At 66.7% G+C, this 20,730-nt stretch carries 23 protein-coding genes and 1 tRNA gene; 15 read left to right on the top strand and 9 right to left on the bottom strand.

From position 1 onward, the window contains the following. The first annotated feature begins 55 nt into the window (after positions 1-55). From CFB41_RS04470 to CFB41_RS04460, 3 genes are all read left to right on the top strand, one after another. Positions 56-985: a LysR substrate-binding domain-containing protein gene (locus tag CFB41_RS04470; RefSeq protein ID WP_089455748.1), complete on the top strand. Its 930-nt coding sequence runs from the start codon at positions 56-58 to the stop codon at positions 983-985. A gap of 134 nt (positions 986-1,119) precedes the next feature. Then, positions 1,120-1,461: a multidrug efflux SMR transporter gene (locus tag CFB41_RS04465; protein ID WP_089455747.1), complete on the top strand. Its 342-nt coding sequence runs from the start codon at positions 1,120-1,122 to the stop codon at positions 1,459-1,461. Positions 1,462-1,585: 124 nt separating this feature from the next. After that, positions 1,586-2,230: a LysE/ArgO family amino acid transporter gene (locus CFB41_RS04460; RefSeq protein WP_089455746.1), complete on the top strand. Its 645-nt coding sequence runs from the start codon at positions 1,586-1,588 to the stop codon at positions 2,228-2,230. Here CFB41_RS04460 and CFB41_RS04455 read toward each other — a convergent pair. The 6 genes from CFB41_RS04455 to CFB41_RS04430 all read right to left on the bottom strand — a co-directional run bounded on the left by CFB41_RS04455 (position 2,216) and on the right by CFB41_RS04430 (position 7,035). Then, entirely contained in the window at positions 2,216-3,376 is a 1,161-nt protein-coding gene (locus tag CFB41_RS04455; protein WP_089455745.1) for a mandelate racemase/muconate lactonizing enzyme family protein, read from the bottom strand. The genes CFB41_RS04460 and CFB41_RS04455 overlap by 15 nt on opposite strands. A 116-nt stretch (positions 3,377-3,492) precedes the next feature. Beyond that, positions 3,493-3,957: a hypothetical protein gene (locus tag CFB41_RS04450; RefSeq protein WP_089430721.1), complete on the bottom strand. Its 465-nt coding sequence runs from the start codon at positions 3,955-3,957 to the stop codon at positions 3,493-3,495. A 342-nt stretch (positions 3,958-4,299) separates the two neighbouring features. Beyond that, positions 4,300-4,644, bottom strand: a complete 345-nt coding sequence (locus tag CFB41_RS04445) for a cupin domain-containing protein (RefSeq protein WP_089439410.1) — start codon at positions 4,642-4,644, stop codon at positions 4,300-4,302. Positions 4,645-4,781: 137 nt separating this feature from the next. After that, on the bottom strand, positions 4,782-5,855 hold the full coding sequence (locus CFB41_RS04440) for an Imm72 family immunity protein (RefSeq protein ID WP_089455744.1): 1,074 nt from the start codon (positions 5,853-5,855) through the stop codon (positions 4,782-4,784). 342 nt (positions 5,856-6,197) lie between these two features. Then, positions 6,198-6,554, bottom strand: a complete 357-nt coding sequence (locus CFB41_RS04435; protein WP_089455743.1) for a hypothetical protein — start codon at positions 6,552-6,554, stop codon at positions 6,198-6,200. A 28-nt stretch (positions 6,555-6,582) separates the two neighbouring features. After that, the gene (locus CFB41_RS04430; protein WP_089455742.1) at positions 6,583-7,035 is read right to left on the bottom strand and encodes a DUF4279 domain-containing protein; all 453 of its coding nucleotides are present in this window, start codon (positions 7,033-7,035) and stop codon (positions 6,583-6,585) included. A 226-nt stretch (positions 7,036-7,261) separates the two neighbouring features. On the opposite strand from CFB41_RS04430, the gene CFB41_RS04425 reads away from it, so the two are divergent. Further along, positions 7,262-7,336: transfer RNA gene (locus CFB41_RS04425), tRNA-Gly, on the top strand. Between the two features lie 134 nt (positions 7,337-7,470). Next, the gene (gene trmB / locus CFB41_RS04420; RefSeq protein WP_089455741.1) at positions 7,471-8,238 is read left to right on the top strand and encodes a tRNA (guanosine(46)-N7)-methyltransferase TrmB; all 768 of its coding nucleotides are present in this window, start codon (positions 7,471-7,473) and stop codon (positions 8,236-8,238) included. 115 nt (positions 8,239-8,353) lie between these two features. On the opposite strand, the gene CFB41_RS04415 is transcribed toward trmB, so the two are convergent. The 3 genes from CFB41_RS04415 to CFB41_RS04405 all read right to left on the bottom strand — a co-directional run bounded on the left by CFB41_RS04415 (position 8,354) and on the right by CFB41_RS04405 (position 10,170). Next, positions 8,354-9,184, bottom strand: coding sequence for an undecaprenyl-diphosphate phosphatase (locus CFB41_RS04415; protein WP_039367732.1), 831 nt, complete (start codon positions 9,182-9,184; stop codon positions 8,354-8,356). A gap of 81 nt (positions 9,185-9,265) precedes the next feature. Further along, on the bottom strand, positions 9,266-9,847 hold the full coding sequence (locus CFB41_RS04410; protein WP_011351198.1) for a DUF1439 domain-containing protein: 582 nt from the start codon (positions 9,845-9,847) through the stop codon (positions 9,266-9,268). Then, positions 9,844-10,170: a YkgJ family cysteine cluster protein gene (locus tag CFB41_RS04405; protein ID WP_242808683.1), complete on the bottom strand. Its 327-nt coding sequence runs from the start codon at positions 10,168-10,170 to the stop codon at positions 9,844-9,846. Before CFB41_RS04405 ends, CFB41_RS04410 begins: the two co-directional genes overlap by 4 nt. Before the next feature lie 161 nt (positions 10,171-10,331). On the opposite strand from CFB41_RS04405, the gene hemN reads away from it, so the two are divergent. The 10 genes from hemN (at position 10,332) to CFB41_RS04355 (ending at position 20,588) form a co-directional block, all read left to right on the top strand. Then, positions 10,332-11,723, top strand: a complete 1,392-nt coding sequence (hemN, locus tag CFB41_RS04400) for an oxygen-independent coproporphyrinogen III oxidase (protein ID WP_089455740.1) — start codon at positions 10,332-10,334, stop codon at positions 11,721-11,723. 79 nt (positions 11,724-11,802) lie between these two features. Next, entirely contained in the window at positions 11,803-12,060 is a 258-nt protein-coding gene (locus CFB41_RS04395) for a hypothetical protein (protein ID WP_006488573.1), read from the top strand. A gap of 104 nt (positions 12,061-12,164) precedes the next feature. Then, the gene (locus CFB41_RS04390; RefSeq protein ID WP_039367744.1) at positions 12,165-12,818 is read left to right on the top strand and encodes a protein-L-isoaspartate O-methyltransferase; all 654 of its coding nucleotides are present in this window, start codon (positions 12,165-12,167) and stop codon (positions 12,816-12,818) included. Between the two features lie 14 nt (positions 12,819-12,832). Further along, a complete protein-coding gene (locus tag CFB41_RS04385) occupies positions 12,833-13,156 on the top strand; it encodes a rhodanese-like domain-containing protein (RefSeq protein ID WP_089455739.1) in 324 nt (107 codons plus the stop codon). A gap of 427 nt (positions 13,157-13,583) precedes the next feature. Beyond that, positions 13,584-14,891, top strand: coding sequence for an urea ABC transporter substrate-binding protein (gene urtA, locus CFB41_RS04380; protein WP_089455738.1), 1,308 nt, complete (start codon positions 13,584-13,586; stop codon positions 14,889-14,891). A 149-nt stretch (positions 14,892-15,040) separates the two neighbouring features. Beyond that, positions 15,041-16,660 (top strand): urea ABC transporter permease subunit UrtB, encoded by a 1,620-nt coding sequence (gene urtB, locus CFB41_RS04375; RefSeq protein ID WP_089455737.1) that lies wholly within the window; start codon positions 15,041-15,043, stop codon positions 16,658-16,660. 1 nt (position 16,661) lies between these two features. After that, positions 16,662-17,849: an urea ABC transporter permease subunit UrtC gene (gene urtC, locus CFB41_RS04370; protein ID WP_089455736.1), complete on the top strand. Its 1,188-nt coding sequence runs from the start codon at positions 16,662-16,664 to the stop codon at positions 17,847-17,849. Then, complete coding sequence (gene urtD, locus CFB41_RS04365; RefSeq protein WP_089455735.1) at positions 17,846-18,703, top strand: urea ABC transporter ATP-binding protein UrtD; 858 nt, start codon at positions 17,846-17,848, stop codon at positions 18,701-18,703. The genes urtC and urtD overlap by 4 nt, the downstream gene beginning before the upstream one ends. 4 nt (positions 18,704-18,707) lie before the next feature. Then, complete coding sequence (gene urtE, locus CFB41_RS04360; RefSeq protein ID WP_089456559.1) at positions 18,708-19,400, top strand: urea ABC transporter ATP-binding subunit UrtE; 693 nt, start codon at positions 18,708-18,710, stop codon at positions 19,398-19,400. A gap of 312 nt (positions 19,401-19,712) precedes the next feature. Next, positions 19,713-20,588, top strand: coding sequence for an urease accessory protein UreD (locus CFB41_RS04355; RefSeq protein ID WP_089455734.1), 876 nt, complete (start codon positions 19,713-19,715; stop codon positions 20,586-20,588). Positions 20,589-20,730 lie beyond the last annotated feature (142 nt).

Below are 20,730 nucleotides of genomic sequence, written 5' to 3'. Positions count from 1 at the left end.
GATATTCATCTTGCTCGATCGGATTCGCTTATGGCTCGAATCGGGAGGGGCGACGATGGACTTGAGGCAGTTGCGCTATTTCGTGAAGGTCGTCGAATGCGGCAACGTCACGCATGCGAGCGAGGCGCTGCATGTCGCGCAGCCGGCGGTCAGCCAGCAAATGCGCAATCTCGAACAGGATCTGGGGATGCAGCTGCTCGAACGCAGCGTGCGCGGCGTCGCGCCGACCGCCGCCGGCCGCACGCTGTACCAGCACGCGCTCGAGCTGCTGCGCCAGGCCGACGGCACGCGCGAGCTGCTGCGCCGCGATGCCGACACGCCGCAGGGCCGCGTGACGGTCGGCATGCCGTCGAGCACCGCGCGCGTGCTGGCCATTCCGCTCGCCCGCGCGGTGCGCGACCGCTACCCCGGCATCATGCTGGAGCTGATCGAGGCGCCGAGCGCCGATCTCGACACGCTGCTCGAACGCACGCGGCTCGATCTCGCGATCGTCGTCGACGCGGTCGACACGCGCGGCATCGCGGTCCACCGGCTGCTGACGGAAACGCTGTACTTGATCACGTGGCCCGGGTTCCCGGTGCCGGACGATCCCGTGCCGCTCGACGCGATCGCGCGGATGCCGCTCGTGCTGCCGAGCGCGCCGAACACGATCCGCAACCGCGTCGACTGGGCGATGCGCGAGGCCGGGCTGTCATACGAGATCAGCTTCGAGGCGAGCTCGACCGGGCTGCTGTTCGCGGCCGTGATGGCGCAGCTCGGCGTGACGATCCTGCCGTGGACGGCCGCGCACGTCGAGATCGAGGAGCGCAAGCTCAAGCTGTCGACGGTCGCGCACCGACTGTTCGCGCGCGACCTGTCGCTGTGCTGGCACGATACGGCGCTCGTCAGCAACGCGGTGCAGAAGGTGAAAGCGGAGATCGTCCGGCTGTTCGATGCGCTCGGGCAGCGGCCGGAGTGGGCAACCGGGCAGGCCGACGGTGCGTGACCGGGGCGCCGCGTGTCTTGTGCCTTCCTTGTGCTGCCAAGGCGCGCGTACTAAACTCAGTCCATCCTGGGTACCGCTGACACCCTCACTTCTCCTCGCCGCTCGGTATAAGCGTCGGGGGAAGGAGGCCGTTCGTGTCCCCGCTCCAGTCTGCCTGGCTTCTGCTGGGCGCCAGTGTTTTCGCCGAAGTGCTCGGCTCCGTCGGACTGAAATACTCCGCCGGATTTTCCCGCCCGCTCCCCTCCGCACTCACCGTCGTCTGTTACGCATGCGCGGTCTGGCTGATGGCGCTCGCGACGAAGCGCCTCGAACTGGGGCTGGCCTATGCGAGCTGGGCCGCCGCCAGCACCGCGGCCACGGCCGTGATCGGTATCGTCTGCTTCAATGAATCGGTGTCGTCGCTGAAGCTCGCCGGCATCGCGCTGACCGTCTGTGCGCTGGTCGCGCTCAATCTCGGGGAAGCGGCTACGCACTGATCGTGACCGCCGCCGGTTGACGGCACACGGGCGCCGGGGGCATTGACAACCTCCCCCGGCGCCCCTTAACGTTGCTCGCATCGTAACCATCACCGGTTCAGCTTAAGAGGTTGTCGGCCCGCTCGTGCTCGACACCTCTGCCTTCCTCGAAGGCCTGCTGCTTGGCGCCGGACTGTTCACGTCCGTCGGCCCCAAGGACGCTTTCGTCATCAAGCGCTCGATCTCGAGCCCCCATCTGCTTTCCATCGCCCTCGTCTGTGCAGGCAGCGACGCGCTGCTGATCGCGCTCGGCGCGCACGGGTTGTCGTCGTTGCTGTTGCGACATCCTGGCGTGGTGTCGGCCGCGCTGTGGGCCGGCATCGCGTATCTCGCCGGCTATGGCCTGCTCGCGCTGCGCTCGGCGATCCGGCGACGACAGCCGGAGCACGTCGACGGTCCACGCACGGGCCGCGAACCCACGCGCTCGCGCACGGTGCTCGCGACCGCCGCCGTCTCGCTGCTCAATCCGTATGCATGGATCGACACCGTACTGCTGCTCGGCACCGTGATCGTGAGCCACACGCCCGCGGCGCGCGCGCCGTTTGCGATCGGCGCGATGACGGCTTCGCTCGCGTGGTTCCTGATGCTTGCGTATGGCGCCCGCGCATGCCGCGCGTGGTTCGCCCGCACGCTCGCATGGCGCATGCTCGATTGCTTCGTCGCGGTGATGATGCTGGGCTTCGCGGTGCGTTTCGCGATCGATGCGCTGCGGGCGTCAGCGGCCCGATAACGTGCGAAACACGTCGTGCGCGCCGGCATGCAGCTCGAAGCCGATGCCCGGCGCTTGCGGCACGCGTGCGTATCCGGCGTCGACGCTTGCGCCATCGGCCAGTCCGCTGAACGGATGGAACGCGAACGGGCTGACTTCCGCACCGCCGAGCCCGAGCGCCGCGACGACGTGCAGCGAAAACAGGTGGCCGCCGTGCGGCCAGAACGCATCGCGCCGCCAGCCGCGCGATGCGAAGTGTTCGACGATCTGCAGATAGCCCGGCAGCCCGTAGCCATGCACCGGATCGAATACGAGCACGTCGCGCTCGGGGCGCAGGCCGCCGTAGCGGTCGAGCAGCTTCGCTTCCGCGAGCGAGAACAGCGCCTCGCCGGCCGCGATCGGCGGTGCATAGCGCGTGGCGATGTCCGCCTGGAGCGGCAGGTCGAGCGGATCGCAGATGTCCTCGAACCACCAGAGATCGAACGGTGCGAGCATCGCGGCGGCCGCGTCGACGGTCGTCGCGTCGTACGTGTTCATCGCGTCGACCGCGAGGTGCGAACTGTCCGCCAATTGCCTTGCGGCCGCTTCGATGCGCCTGCGGTCCTGATCGAGATCCGCGCCGCCGATCTTGATCTTCGCGTGCGTGTAGCCGAGATCGGCGATACGGCGTATTTCGTCCGACAGACGCGCGAGATCGTCATGCGGATAGCGGTAGCCGCCGCCCGCGTACACACGCACGCGTGGTGCCGCCGTGCGTTCAAGTCGGTTGGCGAGAAAGCGATGGAGCGGCAGGTCGGCGATCTTCGCGGCGGCATCCCAGATCGCCATGTCGAGCGTGCCGACTGCGACGCATCGTTCTCCGTGACCACCGGGCTTCTCGCCGGCCATCATCGCGCGCCATGCACGGAACGGCTCGAGGTTCGTGCCGGCTTCGTCGGCGAGTGAGTCGGCGGCGGCCAGCAGGCGCGGTGCGAACCGTTCGCGAATCAGGCCGCCCTGCGCGAAACGACCGATCGACGCGTAGCCGTAGCCTGTCACGGGGCGGCCATCGCGCACGACGTCGGTGGTGACCGCGACAACGCTCGTCGTCAGGCCCCCGGACGGGATCGCCGGATCGGCATAGCGGGACACGGGAATCGCTCGTTCGTGGATCGCGGTGATGCGCATGGTCGGGGTTCCGAAGGTGGCAGCCGACGCGCTGGCAAACGACGTACGCGATGCGGCCGTAACAGTGGGCGGACCGCTGCATCATAGGCGCTGTCGCCGCAGGCTGCAGGCGTGCGCTACCGGGGCGGACGATCGTGCTGCAGCCGCTGCGTGATCGCCGAGAAGTCGGCCTGGATCACGGCGAAGATGAACGCGGTCGACATCCCGAACAGCAGCACGCCGCACGACGATTCGATCGCGCCGAGCATTCGCCAGTTCGCGGCGGGCACGATGCCTGACGCACCGCGCGTCGACATCGCGTCGATCGAGAAGAACAGCGCGTCGCTGAAGGAACCGATCGCACCGACCTGCACGAGCGTCGCGCCCCACGCGATCGCCTCCAGCGTATGCAGCAGCCCGAGCGCGATGCAGATCAGCGCGATGATGCCCGTCACCTGGCGCAGTTGTTGGTGAATGTCGTCGCGGCGCACGTCGAGCGCTTCGCGAAGCCGGCGCGCGACGACCGCCAGGCCGACCATCGCCGCGGTGTGCACGAGGATCGTGGTCATGCCGAGCAGGATGCCGATCGTCCAGCTTTCCATGGGAGGCCTTTGGGGTCGGGGGCGGCAGCGGGGATGGGCGAAAGATTAACACCGGCGCCGCGCAATGGCGCGGGCGGGTGGCAATGGGTTTCCGGTGGCGGCACCGGGCGCGACGTCAGGCCATGCAATCGGCACGCTCGGCACTTCCGACCGTTTCGGGAACGACGCTTGATATGTGCGCCTGCTCAGCCTCACTGAAAGAAACGCGACCACGCTCGGCGAGCTGTTTCCAAACCGGAACGCGTTCTATTGAGCCGGAATCCTCCGCCTGCCCTCCCGGCTCCGGGAACCGGGAAGGGATCCGGCGACGCAGGGATGCGTCGATCGAATCGACCGGCCCGCTCAGGCAAAGACGAAGTACTTGCGCACCGTTTCCACCACTTCCCACGTGCCTTTCATGCCGGGTTCGATCACGAACACGTCGCCGGCCTTCAGGTGCACCGCCTTCTCGCCTTCCGGCGTGATGATGCAGTAGCCGTCGAGAAAGTGGCAGTACTCCCATTTTTCGTAGTTCACCTCGAACTTGCCCGGCGTGCAGATCCAGGTACCCATGATCTTGCTGCCGTCCTTCGAGAGGTAGGCGTTCAGGTTCACGGTGTGCGGATCGCCGCCGATGCGCTTCCACTTGGTCGCGTCGAGGACGGGGGTCGGGCAGGTTTCGCGCAGAACGGTGATGAAATCGGACATGTCGGCTCCAGACTAACGATCGTGTAAGAGGCCTGTCACGTTAGTTCGAAAGCGCCGTGGGGACTTGTATGCGTCCGACGCGGACTCGTCTATTTTCGACACCGGCCTGCGAGCGGGTGCGCCGCTTCGGCAGTTATTCAATTGTCCGGTTGAGGATCGGCATAATGCCAAATGACCATCCCCCACGCTGTGCGCTGCGGCCCCGGCATGGGCGCTCCGGCCTCGACATGAACCGAATCCTTCACCGCCGGGCTTTGCCAGTAACCGGTGCGCGGGCAAGGCTCGCCGGGCAGCACCCGTAGCCTCGGTTGTGCGACGGGCTTGGGGAGGTAAGTTTCCTCCTCCGCCGGAATGCTGCCGTCCCGGTAACGCTTGTCTTCCCACAACAGCCGCCAGCGCACCACCTCTTCGTTGTTGGCCCCTTCCAGCAGGTACTTGTGGGCAACACTGCCTCCGAGGAAGTAGCTCGGACAGCCCACCTTGCCGGACGGCAACCATGGCTCCCAGATACCCTCGACCGGAATCTCCTGATCGCTGTAAATCTCGCCGCTTGCCGATTCGTTCTTCGGCGGACAGGGCGGAAGCGTTGCGGGATAGCTGCGACCGGGCGGCCAATACCGCCAAGCCGGAAGGGGCGCATTTTCGAACATGGATTCATAGGTCCAGTGCTCGAAAACGCGGGTTCCGCCATCCTCGCGCGTTCCGTATGCAAGCATCCCGGTATAACCGAATCCGACCGTACACTTGAGCGCCAGACAGCTCAACTCTTCAATCCACGCCCCTTCCGCATACCCCGTTGCATATTCGAAATCCGAATATCTCGCATCCCTCACGCCAAGCGCGTGAAAAAACGGGGCGTAGGTTCGACCGATCTCGTGCGCACTCCGCCCGAACAAAAGCTCGCCGCCCTTCTCGCTACCGCTGATGAGCGCATCGTAAGCCGATCGCTTGTCGGCACCTTGCCGCAAAGTCGCCACGCCTTGCCCCATCCTCACCAACGCATTCAGGAAATCGCAGTCATACGCAGCCTCCAATTCCGCCTGGTTGGGACTCGGTGTGTCCAATTGCCTGGCATACGCGTGAAGAAAATCCCTGAACAGATCAACGGCATGATCCAGGAACGTAACGCTTGTCCATTTCTTGAGCAGGTAAAACGCTTTGGCGCGCGCATCCAGCTCCTGCTCGGAGGTCATGGTGAGGGTATTCAGCATCGTGGGTTCTGTTTTTCCGTCGATTGTTTGTCTGCGTCGGCTACCGCTGCTTGATCGAGCGGCGGCGCGGGAGTGGAAGTCGCTGGATTCGAGCGGGAGGCCAATGTAAATCGCCTACGCCAATTCGATAAGCCTCTCCTCCACGTTACCTGCCTTGACTCCCGGAATGTCTTCGAGAAGTAGCAGGATGCAGTCGATGAAAGCTGCTCGCGCAACCACATGGACAGCGCCATGGCATGACCTCGGCTTCCGCGAGTTGCTCAAGAAACGCTTGCGCCTCCGGTTCGCCATGCACCAGCATCCAGCGAGCAAGCGACATCTCGAAAGCTGACAGTGGGCGGTTCATTTTCGGTTCTCAGGCAGATCGATCTGGCTACGCGTCAGGCATCGCGGCCAGGTTGCCGCGACACCGTTGTTTACGATGAAGACAAATCCGGTGAAGGCACGACCCGCGATCCGGATATAGCCGTTCCCGACGTTCTCGGCTATGAAATCGAGCGCTGGCTCCATCGGCAAGAAATCGCCGACCTTCGGGTGGACGTGGATGACGAAATCATCGGCCCCGATCGTGGAGAGCATTTTTCGCAGTAAGTCGCGATCGACGACGCCATGCCGAAAGAGGTGTATCCATTCGCACTTGACGAGATCGATCTGCGGATAGTGCTTGAGAACCAGCGAATGAACACGCCTCGGATTCATGTCGCTCCTTCGTGCGAACGGTCATTCATTACGCATGAGACGTCTCCGGAGCCATATCGGAAGACTCGTCTTCGACAGGTCCATACATGTCGAGATCGAGACTAATGCCCCTCGATCCTAATGCGAGCAGAGATGCAGCCGAAATCGAATCGCCATCGTTCCATCGGCCCATGAAGAGGCCGCAAAATATATCGGCCTTGTAGCGAGTCGTGATTGCCAGCCACACGTTGAGGTCGTCGGTCATTGCGGTGACCAACTCTGCAATCTGGGCATCAAGATTTCCCGGTTCACGTGACGCCGCCCTCAGCGACCACTTCCCGAATCTGGCAATGCGGCGTTGTCCGGTCTTCCTGCTAACGAGCGCTTCTCCCTTCGCATGCGCATCAGTTGGAGCGCAACCGAGCAGTCGCGTGATTTCGCTCGGCACGAGATCGTCACCTATGATCCGGAGCGATGCCATTGTCTTTCTCAGGCGGGCCATGCACACCTCCCGATTTATTCCGGCTATCCCGCCGCAAGCCCTGTTCGTCTTGGCCGCTTGGGCACCGGCCGATTGAAGCGATCGGAACGCAATTGTCACCGACCGCGCCAACCCTGCTGAAGCCGGGAGTTTCCCGGCCTCGCACCCCGCTCACCCAAGCCAGCGCCACCGCCCCAAACCTCCCCCTTGCCATCCCCACCCAAACCCCTGTAGAATTGCGCGTTCTGCGGGCGTCGTATAATGGCCATTACCTCAGCTTCCCAAGCTGATGACGTGGGTTCGATTCCCATCGCCCGCTCCACTTTCCGGCTGCATCGCAGCCTGCGCATGAGCCGCCTCGTCGAAGGCGGCTTTTTTGTACCATGTGCCGGTTCCCCCGGCGCACTGCTGCGCGCAACGGGCCCTCGCCCGCAACCGAGCCTTTCTCTGTCACCGATGATGCACGACGATCCGAACGAAGCCGGCCTGCCGCCGCACGACGACGCCATTCCCGATGAAGCCGCCGAAGGCGCCGACGCAGTCAATCCGCTGCACCACCGCCGCATCCGCAGCTTCGTGACGCGCGCCGGCCGCGTGTCGACCGGCCAGCGCCGCGCGATGGACGAGCTCGGCCCGCGCTTCGTGGTGCCGTATGCGCCGGAACTGCCCGACTGGGACGTCGTGTTCGGCCGCACCGCACCCCGCATCCTCGAGATCGGCTTCGGCATGGGCGCATCGACCGCGGAAATCGCCGCGAACCGCCCCGGCGACGACTTCCTCGGCGTCGAGGTGCACGAGCCGGGCGTCGGCGCGCTGCTGAAGCTGATCGGCGAGCAGGATCTGTCGAACATCCGCATCATCCAGCACGACGCGGTCGAAGTGCTCGAGCACATGCTCGCGCCGGAAAGCCTCGACGGCGTGCATATCTTCTTCCCCGACCCGTGGCACAAGGCGCGCCACCACAAGCGCCGGCTGATCCAGCCGCCGCTCGTCGCGCATCTGGCGTCGCGCCTGAAGCCCGGCGCGTACATTCACTGCGCGACCGACTGGCAGAACTACGCGGAACAGATGCTCGACGTGCTCGGCGCGGAGCCGACGCTCGAAAACACGGCCGCCGGCTACGCGCCCCGCCCCGACTACCGCCCGGTGACGAAGTTCGAACGGCGCGGGCTGCGGCTCGGCCACGGCGTGTGGGACCTGGTGTTCCGCAAGCGCGCAGGCTGAGCCCTCCCGCTGAGGCGGCGCACGCCGCCCCGCTCCGGACAAGAAAAAGCCCGACCGGCCTATGCCGATCGGGCTTTTTCTTTTCATGCGAGACGCGCCGGCCTTCGTGTTCGCGTCACGCCCAGTTCAGCCAGCCGCTGTACCCGACCAGCAGCACGAACAGCCCGAACGCGATCCGGTACCACGCGAACACGGTGAAGTCGTGCGACGCGACATAGCGCAGCAGCCAGCGCACGCACACGAACGCGCTGACGAATGCTGCGACGGCGCCCAGCACGAACAGGCCGAGCGAGTCGACGGTGAACGCCTGCCAGTCCTTGACGGTTTCATAGAGCGTCGCGCCGAAGATGATCGGGATCGCGAGGAAGAACGAGAATTCGGTGGCGACGCGCCGGTCGAGGCCGAACAGCATCCCGCCGATGATCGTCGAGCCCGAGCGCGACATGCCGGGGATCAGCGCAAAACACTGCGCGATGCCGACCTTGAGCGCGTCGAGCGGCGTCAGCGCATCGACCGACACCACGCGCGGCGGCTCGCTGCGTTCGCGCTGCCGCGCCTCGGCCCACAGGATGATCGCGCCGCCCACGACGAGCGCGAACGCAACGGGGACCGGCGAGAACAGCACGGCCTTGATCTTCTTCTCGAACAGGAGGCCGAGCGCAATGGCGGGAATCGTCGCGATCACGACGTTCAGCGTGAAGCGCCGCGCGTCGGGCCGGCTCGGCAGCCCGGACACGATGGACGCGATCCGTTGCCGGTATTCCCAGCACACCGCGAGGATCGCGCCGAACTGGATCACGACGTCGAACGTCTTCGCGTGTGAATCGTTGAAATTCAGGAAGCTGCCCGCGACGATCAGGTGACCGGTGCTCGACACCGGCAGGAATTCCGTCAGCCCCTCGACGACGCCGAGGATCAAAGCCTTGCAGATCAGGATCCAGTCCATCCGTGGCCCAACTCCGAAATGGTCGAATGAATGAGCCACTCTTCCGCGCGCGGCCCCCCTCCGGCCGAGCGCGGTGCGTCGTCATTTTTCGACGATCGCCACGCGTATGCCGTTTGTAAGAATCGTAATTGTACCGGGTTCGTAGTTCACCCCGGCAAATTGCAGCTGTTCGGGCTTGAACGTGTAGATCGGATAGTTGGTCAGCAACTGCGTCGCGAGCAGGCCGGCGGCCGCGCCGACTTGCTGCGCGTACATCTGCGCGTCGCCGTCGAGCGCGAGGCTGTCGACGGCCGGCGACTTCAGCACGACCGAGCGGCTCGGCGCGTCGTACGCCAGCTGGCCCGACACGGTGAACTTGCCGCTGACGGGCGCACGCAGGAACGGGCTCACGAAGTGCGCATCGAGCTGCACGGCCACGCGGTTCTGGTCGGGCAGCAGGTTGACGGCGGGGTTCGCGAGCGACACGTCGACGACCTGCGCGACCGTCTTCTGGTACGGGAACTTGCGCGCGACGGCTTTCTGCACGTCACCGCGCGAGAAGGTGTAGTGATCGGGGATGAACGGGAACGTCGACGCACACGCGGCGAGCGATAGCGTCACGCCGATGGCGCCGACGGTTGCGGCGAGAAAACGGCGCCGGCCGGGCGCGCAAGGTGCGGTCATGCTGAACACTCTCCTGGTTGCGACGGCCGCGTCGCGGCCTCGAGACGCGTGAGCCATGCGAGCGCGTCGTCGCGCGACGCGCCGCACATGTCCGCGGCCGGCTGCAGCCCGGAACAGCACGCGGGCCGCTCGGGGCGGCCGAAGATCCGGCAGCGCAGATCGTCGCCGAGCTGCACGCAGCGCACGCCGGCCGGCTTGCCGTCCGGCATGCCCGGAATCGGGCTGGAAATCGACGGCGCGATGCAGCACGCGCCGCAGCCCTCGCGGCACGCATGCGGCGGCGGGACGGCTGACGCCGGGCGGACAGGCAATTCGACGGACACGCGGCTCTCTCGAACGAACAACAAAAAACGGTGCGGCAACCGGACGCGGTGCCGGCAGCCCTACCCCGCATTGTGCCATCGCCGGCTGCGACGTTATTACACAATGCAGCCGAATCGCGCGTTTATATACTCGAAAGCATCTAAAAAAGCGCGAGACCGTCATGCATGCTGGTTCTGCCGACACACTGTTCCGTCCCGATTTGCTCGCGAAATACGGCGCGAACGGGCCGCGCTATACGTCGTACCCCACCGCGCTGCAGTTCCGCGACGATTTCGACCCGGCCGACTACGTGCGCGCGGCAACCGACCCCGGTGCATCGTCGAGCGAGCTGTCGCTGTACTTCCACATCCCGTTCTGCAACACCGCGTGCTTCTACTGCGGCTGCAACAAGATCGCGACCAACAACCACCGCCGCGCGCGCCCGTATCTCGACCAGCTCAAGCGCGAGATGGCGCTGCAGGCCGCGCTGTTCGATCCCGCGCGCCCGGTCACGCAATTGCACTGGGGCGGCGGCACGCCCACCTTCCTGTCGGACGACGAAACGGCCGAGCTGATGGCGGCCACCCGCGAGCATTTCGCGCTCGCGCCGGATGCCGACGCCGAATTCTCGATCGAGATCGACCCGCGCACCGTCACGCCCGCGACGCTCGTCCACCTGCGCAACATCGGCTTCAACCGGCTGAGCCTGGGCGTGCAGGATTTCGATCCGGTCGTGCAGCGGGCGATCAACCGCATCCAGCCGCTGGCGATGACGGCCGACCTGCTCTCCGCCGCGCGCACGACGGGCTTTCATTCGGTGAGCGTCGACCTGATCTACGGGCTGCCGCACCAGACCGTGTCCGTGTTCGCGCGCACGCTGGAAACGATCATCGAACTCGCACCCGACCGGCTGTCGGTGTTCGGCTACGCGCACATGCCGCACCTGTTCAAGATGCAGCGCCAGATCGACGACGCGACGCTGCCGCCGCCGGAAACGCGCATCGCGCTGCTCGGCCTCGCGATCGACATGCTGACGTCGGCCGGCTACGTGTATATCGGGATGGACCACTTCGCGCGGCCGTCCGACGAACTCGTGCGGGCGCAGAAGAACGGCACGCTGCAGCGCAATTTCCAGGGCTACAGCACGCGCGCGGATACCGACCTCGTCGGGTTCGGCGTGTCGTCGATCGGCAAGGTCGGCGACGTCTACGCGCAGAACGCGAAGGACCTGCCCGCGTACGGCACCGCGCTCGACGCGGGCCGGCTGCCGATCGCGCGCGGCGTGCGGCTCACGCCCGACGACCGGCTGCGCCGCGACGTGATCACGCAGCTGATGTGCAACCTCGACCTGCCGTTCTCGCACGTCGAGGCCGCGCACGGCATCCGCTTCGCCGATCATTTCGCGCGCGAACTCGACGCGCTGCGCCCGTTCGAACGCGACGGGCTGCTGACGGTCGCGGCCGACCGCCTGACGATCCATCCGGCCGGCCGGATGGTCGTGCGCAACATCGCGATGGCATTCGACGCGTATCTCGGCCAGACGCCGCAGCAGCGCTACTCGCGCACGGTCTGAGCCCGACGCGCCCGGCCGGCCGCACGCGAGCGGCCGGTTTGATACAGTGTGGGGCTTACGCCCCGCCAGATTCCGCACGATGCGCACCACCAAAGCGACCCACGCGGTCGAACGCCTGAAGACCCGCTCCGGCAACCCGCAATTCGCGGCCGTCGCAATGGCGGGCGGCCTGTTTTATCTCGTCGACCGCTCCGGCGGCACCGCCGAGAAACGCTGCGAGCCGCTGCCGCTCGACGAGTTCGTCAAGTTCGTCGACGAATTCGGCCCCAAAAAACCGCGCAAGGCGAGCAAGCTCGACCTCGCGTTCGAGGCGCAGATCAAGAAGAGCAAGGGGTAAAGGTCTGTTGCAGGCCGCCTGAAGGCTTCGCGGCCGCCCCGTTTGGTACAATCACGAAGTTTCTCTATCCCCGCTGATAGCCGATCAGGCTGCGTGACCACACCATGAATATCGAAAACGCGCGTTTCAACATGATCGAACAACAGATCCGGCCGTGGGACGTGCTGGATCTCGACGTCCTGGGCCTGCTGTCGATCGTCAAGCGTGAAAACTACGTTCAGGCCGAATACCGCGATCTCGCGTTCGCCGACCTCGAGCTGCCGCTGCCGGGTGGCGGCAAGATGCTGTTCCCGCGCGTCGAAGCGCGCGTGCTGCAGGAGCTGACGGTCAAGAAGCACGAGAACGTGCTCGTGATCGGCGCCGGCTCGGGCTACCTGGCCGCGCTGTTCGCGCACCGCGCGCAGCACGTGACGGCCGTCGAAATCGACCCGACCAACGCGAAGTTCGCGGAAGACAACCTGCGCAACGACGGCGTGACCAACGCGGAAGTCGTCCTCGGCGACGGTTCGCGCGGCTGGGCCGGCAAGGCGCCGTATGACGTGATCTGCGTCGCGGGCGGCCTGCCCGTCGTGCCGCAGGAAATGCTCGAGCAGCTGAAGGTCGGCGGCCGCCTCGCGGCATTCGTCGGCGGCCGTCCGGTGATGAAGGCGCAGATCATCACGCGCATCGACGACAAGCAGTACCGCGTCGCCGACGTGTTCGAAACGTACATCGACCACCTCGTCAACGCGATCGAGCCGTCGCGCTTCAAGTTCTGAGCGGCGGAGCCACCATGCAGATCCTGACGGCCGCGATGCTCGCGGAATGGCTCGGCGACAAGGCGCGCCCCGCGCCGGTCGTGCTCGACGTGCGCGAACCGTGGGAAATCGCGACCGCGCATATCGCCGGCAGCGTATCGATCCCGATGCAGCAGATTCCCGCGCGCAGCGAAGAGCTCGACGACGACGCGGAAATCGTCTGCGTGTGCCATCACGGGATGCGCAGCGCGCAGGTCGCGATGTTCCTCGAATCGCGCGGCTTCACGAAGCTGTACAACCTGCAAGGCGGGATCGACGCGTGGTCGCGCGACGTCGATCCGGCCGTGCCGCGCTACTGATCCTGCCCGCGGCGCATCACGCGCCGCGTCGCCGATCGGCACCCTGGCGCCGGCCGCACTGATCCCCCGAACGGGCACGCATCGCGTGCCCGTTTCTCTTTTCCGCTCCGGTTCATCACTTCAACGGCACCCTGCGCCCTCGCCCTGCCCGCGTGATGTGAAGTCGTGGTGCACGACGGTTCCCGCACCGCGTGCAGGTGCAGGCACCGGAACGCGGAACCCCGACCGTGCACCATTTGCGCCCGTGAACCTGCACCGCGACGGACCGCGCATGCTGCACGACGCGTCATCCGCACCGTCCCGACGCCTCATATCGTCCCGCGCAGGCACGCCGGACGTGCATCCGCACGACTGGCACATGCCTTGCGTTACTCGTTGGCCGACGCCTTCACGGCGCACGCATATCCAACACGACAAGGGGATCCCGATGAAACGTCGCAGTCTGTTGAAGTTCGGTTCGATGGCCGGCGCACTCGCGCTCGCGGGCAAGAGCCCGTTCGCTCACGCGGCTGACGCGGGCACCGGCCCGATCAAGGTCGGCATCCTGCACTCGCTGTCGGGCACGATGGCGATCTCGGAGACGTCGCTGAAGGACACCGCGTTGATGACGATCGCCGACATCAACAAGAGCGGCGGCGTGATGGGCCGCCAGCTCGAGCCCGTGGTGGTCGATCCCGCGTCCAACTGGCCGCTGTTCGCGGAGAAGGCGCGCCAGCTGCTCACGCAGGACAAGGTCGCGTGCGTGTTCGGCTGCTGGACGTCGGTGTCGCGCAAGTCGGTGCTGCCGGTGTTCGAGGAACTGAACGGCCTCCTCTACTACCCGGTGCAGTACGAAGGCGAGGAAATGTCGCGCAACGTGTTCTATACGGGCGCCGCGCCGAACCAGCAGGCGATCCCGGCCGTCGAGTACCTGATGGGCGCGGAAGGCGGCGGCGCGAAGCGCTTCTTCCTGCTCGGCACCGACTACGTGTATCCGCGCACGACCAACAAGATCCTGCGTGCGTTCCTGAAATCGAAGGGCGTGAAGGATGCGGATATTCAGGATGTCTACACGCCGTTCGGCCATAGCGACTATCAGACCATCGTCGCGAACATCAAGAACTTCTCGCAAGGCGGCAAGACGACCGTGATCTCGACGATCAACGGCGACTCCAACGTGCCGTTCTACAAGGAGCTCGGCAACCAGGGGATCAAGGCGACCGACGTGCCGGTCGTCGCGTTCTCGGTCGGCGAGGAAGAGCTGCGCGGGATCGACACGAAGCCGCTCGTCGGCCACCTCGCCGCGTGGAACTACTTCATGTCGGTGAAGAACCCGACCAACACGAAGTTCAAGGACCAGTTCGCCGCGTGGGTGAAGGCGAACAACCTGCCGGGCGGCGCGAAGCGCGTGACCAACGACCCGATGGAAGCGACCTACGTCGGCATCCACATGTGGAAGCAGGCCGTCGAGAAGGCGAAGAGCACCGACGTCGACAAGGTGCGCGTCGCGATGATCGGCCAGACCGTCGCCGCGCCGTCGGGCTTCACGCTCGCGATGGACGGCAACCATCACCTGCACAAGCCGGTGATGATCGGCGAAATTCGCGGCGACGGGCAGTTCAACGTGGTGTGGAAGACCAAGACCGCGGTGCGCGCGCAACCGTGGAGCCCGTTCATCGCGGGCAACCAGGGCAAGCCGGACATCGTCACGTCGATCCCGGCCTTCCTGCGCCGGCAGCGCGCGGCGCTCGCCTGATGCAGCGCAGTACGTCGCGTGTCACGCGCGACGTACTGCTCGCACGCCGATGCCGCCCCCGCTGCGCGGGCCGCGCTTGCCGTGATGAACCGCACGCGCCCGCGCATCGCCGCACGCATCCGCTTTCCCACGCCCGACAGGATTTCCCGATGCCTACACGCTTTCGCCGAGCCGCCGTCGCGTTCGTCGCGTGCGCCGCCCTCGCGGGCGGGCTGCCGCACGCCGCGTTCGCGTTGACGGCCGCCGATACCGCCGCGCTCGCCGGCGACGATTTCGACGCGAAGACGGCCGCGATCGAACGGCTCGCCGCCGACGCCGATCCGCGCGCCGTCGCGCTGCTCAACGCGCTGTCGACCGGCGACGCGCTCGCGACCGGCGACGGCCGCCTGCTGATCCAGACCGGCGACACCGCGCACGACGCGCTCACGCAGGCTGCGACGCCGGCCGGCGACGCGCAACCCGTGATGCTGAACAACCTGCTGCGCACGAAGATCGCGGGCGCGCTGTCGGGGCTCGCGCTCGCGTCGCCCGACGTCGCCGCACGCCGCGACGCGATCGATGCGTTGCTGAAATCGCCCGACCCGGCGCTCAAGCCGATGATCGACCGCGCGCGTGCGAAGGAAACCGATCCCGCGCTGAAGCGCCGCCTCGATGCGTTGTGGGCGATCGCCGCGCTGCACGATACCGATCCGGCGAAGCGCCTCGAAGCCGCGCAGGTGGTGGCCGCGCGCCACGACCTCGACATGATCGAGCAGTTGCGCCCGCTCGTCGCGAAGAACACCGACGGCAGCTACGCGGAGCCCGACGCGCGCGTGCGCGACGCCGCGCAGCAGGGTCTCGACACGCTGCACGCGTTGCAGCGCCGCGGCGAGATCGTCGGCACGCTGTTCGCGGGACTGTCGCTCGGCAGCGTGCTGCTGCTCGCCGCGCTCGGCCTCGCGATCACGTACGGGCTGATCGGCGTGATCAACATGGCGCACGGCGAATTCCTGATGATCGGTGCGTACGCAACCTATGTCGTGCAAACGCTGATCCAGCGCTACGCGCCCGGTGCGTTCGACTGGTATCCGCTCGTCGCGGTGCCGGTGTCCTTCGTGACGGCCGCGCTCGTCGGCATCGTGCTCGAACGGCTCGTGCTGCGGCACCTGTACGGCCGCCCGCTCGAGACGCTGCTCGCCACCTTCGGCGTGAGCCTGATCCTGATCCAGGCGACGCGGATGCTGTTCGGCGCGCAGAACGTGCAGGTCGTGAACCCGTCGTGGATGAGCGGCGGCGTGACCGTGATGCAGAACCTGATCCTGCCGTACAACCGGCTCGCGATCCTCGCCTTCGCGCTCGCCGTCGTATTCGTCGCGTGGGCCGTGCTGACCAAGACGCGGCTCGGCCTGTTCGTGCGCGCGGTCACGCAGAACCGCCGGATGGCCGCGTGCGTCGGCGTGAAGACCGCGCGCGTCGACGCGTATGCGTTCGCGTTCGGCGCGGGCATCGCGGGCCTCGGCGGCTGCGCGCTGTCGCAGATCGGCAACGTGGGCCCCGACCTCGGCCAGAACTACATCATCGATTCGTTCATGGCGGTCGTGCTCGGCGGCGTCGGGCAGATCGCCGGCACCGTGCTCGGCGGCTTCGGGCTCGGCCTCGCGAGCAAGGCGATCGAGCCGTTCTGGGGCGCCGTGCTCGCGAAGATCGCGGTGCTCGTGATGATCGTGCTGTTCATCCAGAAACGTCCGCAGGGCATGTTCGCCCCGAAGGGCCGCAGTGCGGAGGCTTGACGTGACTTCATTCACCCACTCCCTGTCGAACCCGGCCGCCGACTCGCCGCAGCCGGCTGCCGCCGCGCGCGCGGCAGACGGTTTCGCGCTCGGCCTGCCGCCCCGCCCCGCACTGTTGTCGCGGCGTGCGTGGCTCGCGCTGATCGCGCTGTGCGTCGCGATCGGCATCGGCGTGCCGCTCGCCGCGCTCGTCGCGCCCGAGTCGAGCGCGTTCCATCTGTCCGCGTACGCGATGACGCTCACCGGCAAGCTGATGTGCTACGCGATCGCCGCGCTCGCGCTCGATCTCGTGTGGGGCTACTGCGGGATCCTGAGCCTCGGTCATGGGCTGTTCTTCGCGCTCGGCGGCTATGCGATCGGCATGTACCTGATGCGCGAGATCGGCCGCGACGGCAAGTACGGCAGCGACCTGCCCGACTTCATGGTGTTCCTCGACTGGCACCAGTTGCCGTGGTACTGGAGCGGCACGCAGCATCTCGCGTGGGCGCTCGCGCTCGTCGTGCTCGTGCCGGCCGTGCTCGCGTGGGTGTTCGGCTTCTTCACGTTCCGCTCGCGCGTGAAGGGCGTGTACCTGTCGATCATCACGCAGGCCATGACGTTCGCAGCGATGCTGCTGTTCTATCGCAACGAGACGGGCTTCGGCGGCAACAACGGCTTCACCGACTTCAAGCGCATCGCGGGCTTCGCGATCACGTCGCCCGGCACGCGCACGGTGCTGTTGCTGCTGACGTTCGCCACGCTCGTGCTCGCGTTCATCGCCGCGCGCGCGATCGTCACCAGCAAGCTCGGGCGTGTCGTCACTGCGGTGCGCGACGGCGAGACGCGGCTGATGTTCCTCGGCTACAGCCCGCTCGCGTACAAGCTGTTCGTGTGGACCGTGTCGGCCGTGCTGTGCGGCATCGCGGGCGCGCTGTACGTGCCGCAGGTCGGCATCATCAACCCCGGCGAGATGTCGCCCGGCAACTCGATCGAGATGGCGATCTGGGTCGCGGTGGGCGGACGCGGCACGCTGATCGGGCCGATCGTCGGCGCGTTCGCCGTGAACGGCGCGAAGAGCCTGTTTACCGCCTACTTCGCCGAATACTGGCTGTTCTTCCTCGGCCTGATCTTCGTGCTGGTGCCGCTGCTGCTGCCGCGCGGGATCATGGGCCTCGTCGAAACCGTGCTCGCGAAGGGGAAACGCGCATGAACGGAACGGCCCTCTACCAATTCACGCCGCCGCCCGAGGACGAAGGGCGGGCCGTCAGCGGCACCGCGTCGATGGGGCGCGTGGTGCCGGCCGGCATCGACACGTCGCACGGCACGATCCTCTACCTCGAGGATATCGAGGTGAGCTTCGACGGCTTCCGCGCGCTGAAGAAGCTGTCGCTCGCGATCGACGCGGGCGAGCTGCGCTGCGTGATCGGCCCGAACGGCGCGGGCAAGACGACGATGATGGACGTGATCACCGGCAAGACACGTCCCGACGCGGGCAAGGTGTTTCTCGGCCAGACGATCGACCTCGCGCGGATGAACGAGCCCGAGATCGCACGCGCGGGCATCGGCCGCAAGTTCCAGAAGCCGACCGTGTTCGAACAGCATCCGGTGTGGGAGAACCTCGAGCTCGCGATGCAGACCGACAAGGGCTGGCTCGCGTCGCTGCGGGCCCGGCTCGACCGTGCCGCGCAGGCGAAGATCGAGGAGACGCTCGCGCTGATCGGCCTCGAAAGCCAGGCGTTTCGCGCGGCCGGCGAGCTGTCGCACGGGCAGAAGCAGCGGCTCGAGATCGGCATGCTGCTGATGCAGCGCCCCGCGCTGCTGCTGCTCGACGAGCCCGCAGCCGGGATGACCGACCACGAAACGATGGAACTCGCCGAGCTGCTGAACACGTTGCGCGGCACCTGCTCGATGATGGTCGTCGAGCACGACATGGAATTCGTCGCGGCGCTCGCGGGCGACACCGGCCGCGTGACGGTGATGGCCGAAGGCGCGGTGCTCGCGCAAGGCACGCTCGACCAGGTCAAGCGCGACGACGCGGTGATCGAGTCTTACCTTGGACGATGATGCGATGCTGAAGATCGATGCACTGAACCAGTACTACGGCGGCAGCCATATCCTGCGCAACGTGAGCCTCACCGCCGACGACGGCAAGCTCACCGTGCTGCTCGGCCGCAACGGGGTCGGCAAGAGCACGCTGCTGCGCTGCCTGATGGGCGTCGTCGCCGCGAAGAGCGGCAGCGTGTCGTGGCGCGGCACGGCGCTCGGCGCGATGCCGCCGTATGCACGCGTCGCGGCCGGGCTCGCCTACGTGCCGCAGGGCCGCGACATCTTTCCGCGGCTGACCGTCGAGGAAAACCTGCTCGTCGGCGCGGCGAGCCGCAAGGCGCCATCGAAGGTGCCCGACCGCATCTACGAGCTGTTCCCGGTGCTGAAGGACATGCGCGCGCGACGCGGCGGCGACCTGTCGGGCGGCCAGCAGCAGCAGCTCGCGATCGGCCGTGCGCTGATGAGCGAGCCGCAGCTGCTGATCCTCGACGAGCCGACCGAAGGCATCCAGCCGTCGATCATCCAGGACATCGGCCGCACGCTGCGCCAGCTCGTCGACGAATCGAAGATGACCGTGCTGCTCGTCGAGCAGTATTACGATTTCGCCCAGTCGATCGCCGACCGCTACTGGGTGATGAGCCGCGGCGAGATCGTCGCGGGCGGCGACGCGCACGAAATGGAAGCGAACGGCGTGCGCGAGCTGATCGCGGTGTGACGTGCGGAGATTCCGACCTCGTGATCCTTGCGCTGATTATTTGCAGAACATCAAATGAAGTCGCTATTTTCCGCAAACACTCAACGCGTATCCGACCGGGAACATGCGCCGGCTGACGCGGTGACCGACACCACGCCAACAAACCAGGTGTAGCGGCGCCAGCAACGTGGCGTCATTTCCGCACCACCTCCCCGGGCGCGCACGGAGCGGATTCGCGGCTCTGCCGAATCTGGCGCTTTCACGGCGCGCGGCATCTGCATTATTGTTGCGGTAGCATCCTCGTTCCCCGCGCCCGTCCCCTGCTTCCCGCCGATGTCCGCCCCCGATTCCCACGCCCCGCTGTCCCGCCCCGCCGTCGCCAAGTCGTGGCGCGGCCGCCTCGAACTCGGCTTCGAGCGGCACGGCGCGCGCACGACGCTCGCGCACCGGCTGCACGACGGCCCGCTGCGCGTGCAGCGGCCGCTATACCCGGAAGGCGATGCGATCTGCCACGCGGTGATCGTCCACCCGCCGGGCGGCGTCGCAGGCGGCGACCGGCTCGACATCGACATCGCGCTCGGCGACGGCACGCACGCGGTGCTGACGACGCCCGGCGCGACCAAGTGGTACAAGTCGAACGGGCTGGACGCGACGCAGCGCATCGGCATCACGGTCGGCGAACACGCGAAGCTCGACTGGCTGCCGCAGAACAACCTGTTCTTCGATTCGGCGCATGCGTCGCTCGATTTCACGGTCAAGCTCGGCGCGGGCGCCAGCGCGATCGGCTGGGATGCAACGCAGCTCGGCCGGCAGGCGGCCGGCGAAACCTGGTCGGCGGGCCGTATCACGTCGACTTCGGCGCTCGTCGCTGCCGACGGCCGGCCGCTGTGGACCGAACGCGCGCTGCTCGATGCGCACGACCCGCTGCGCGGCGCGCTGCAGGGTCTCGCCGGCTTTCCCGCGTACGGCACGCTGTGGGCCGTCGGCACCGCGTGCGACGCCGCGCTCGCCGAATCGCTCGCCGCACGGATGCCGTTCGATGGCACGCTGCGCGCGGGCGCGACCTGCGTGACGCCGGGCGTCGTGCTGGTTCGTGCGCTGTCGACGTCGATGGAAGCGCTGCAACGCCACTTCATCGAGTGCTGGCTGCATCTGCGGCCGATCGTGCACGGCGTCGACGCACGGCCGCTGCGCCTCTGGCAAACCTGAGCGCGGTCATACCACGCACCGTTTCGGCGCAGCGTCGCGCCCGGCGCCGCACGTTACCCATGCATCGCGCACCACAAGCGCGCATCCCACTGCGTTCCATGCACATGGCACGCGCCTTGCTCCTTACATAACCGATACACGA

Origin of the sequence: Burkholderia sp. AU33803, assembly GCF_002223095.1 — a bacterium.
Taxonomy (GTDB): domain Bacteria; phylum Pseudomonadota; class Gammaproteobacteria; order Burkholderiales; family Burkholderiaceae; genus Burkholderia.
Note: the sequence above shows the minus strand (reverse complement) of the source record. Positions and strands in the feature narration are given on the sequence as shown.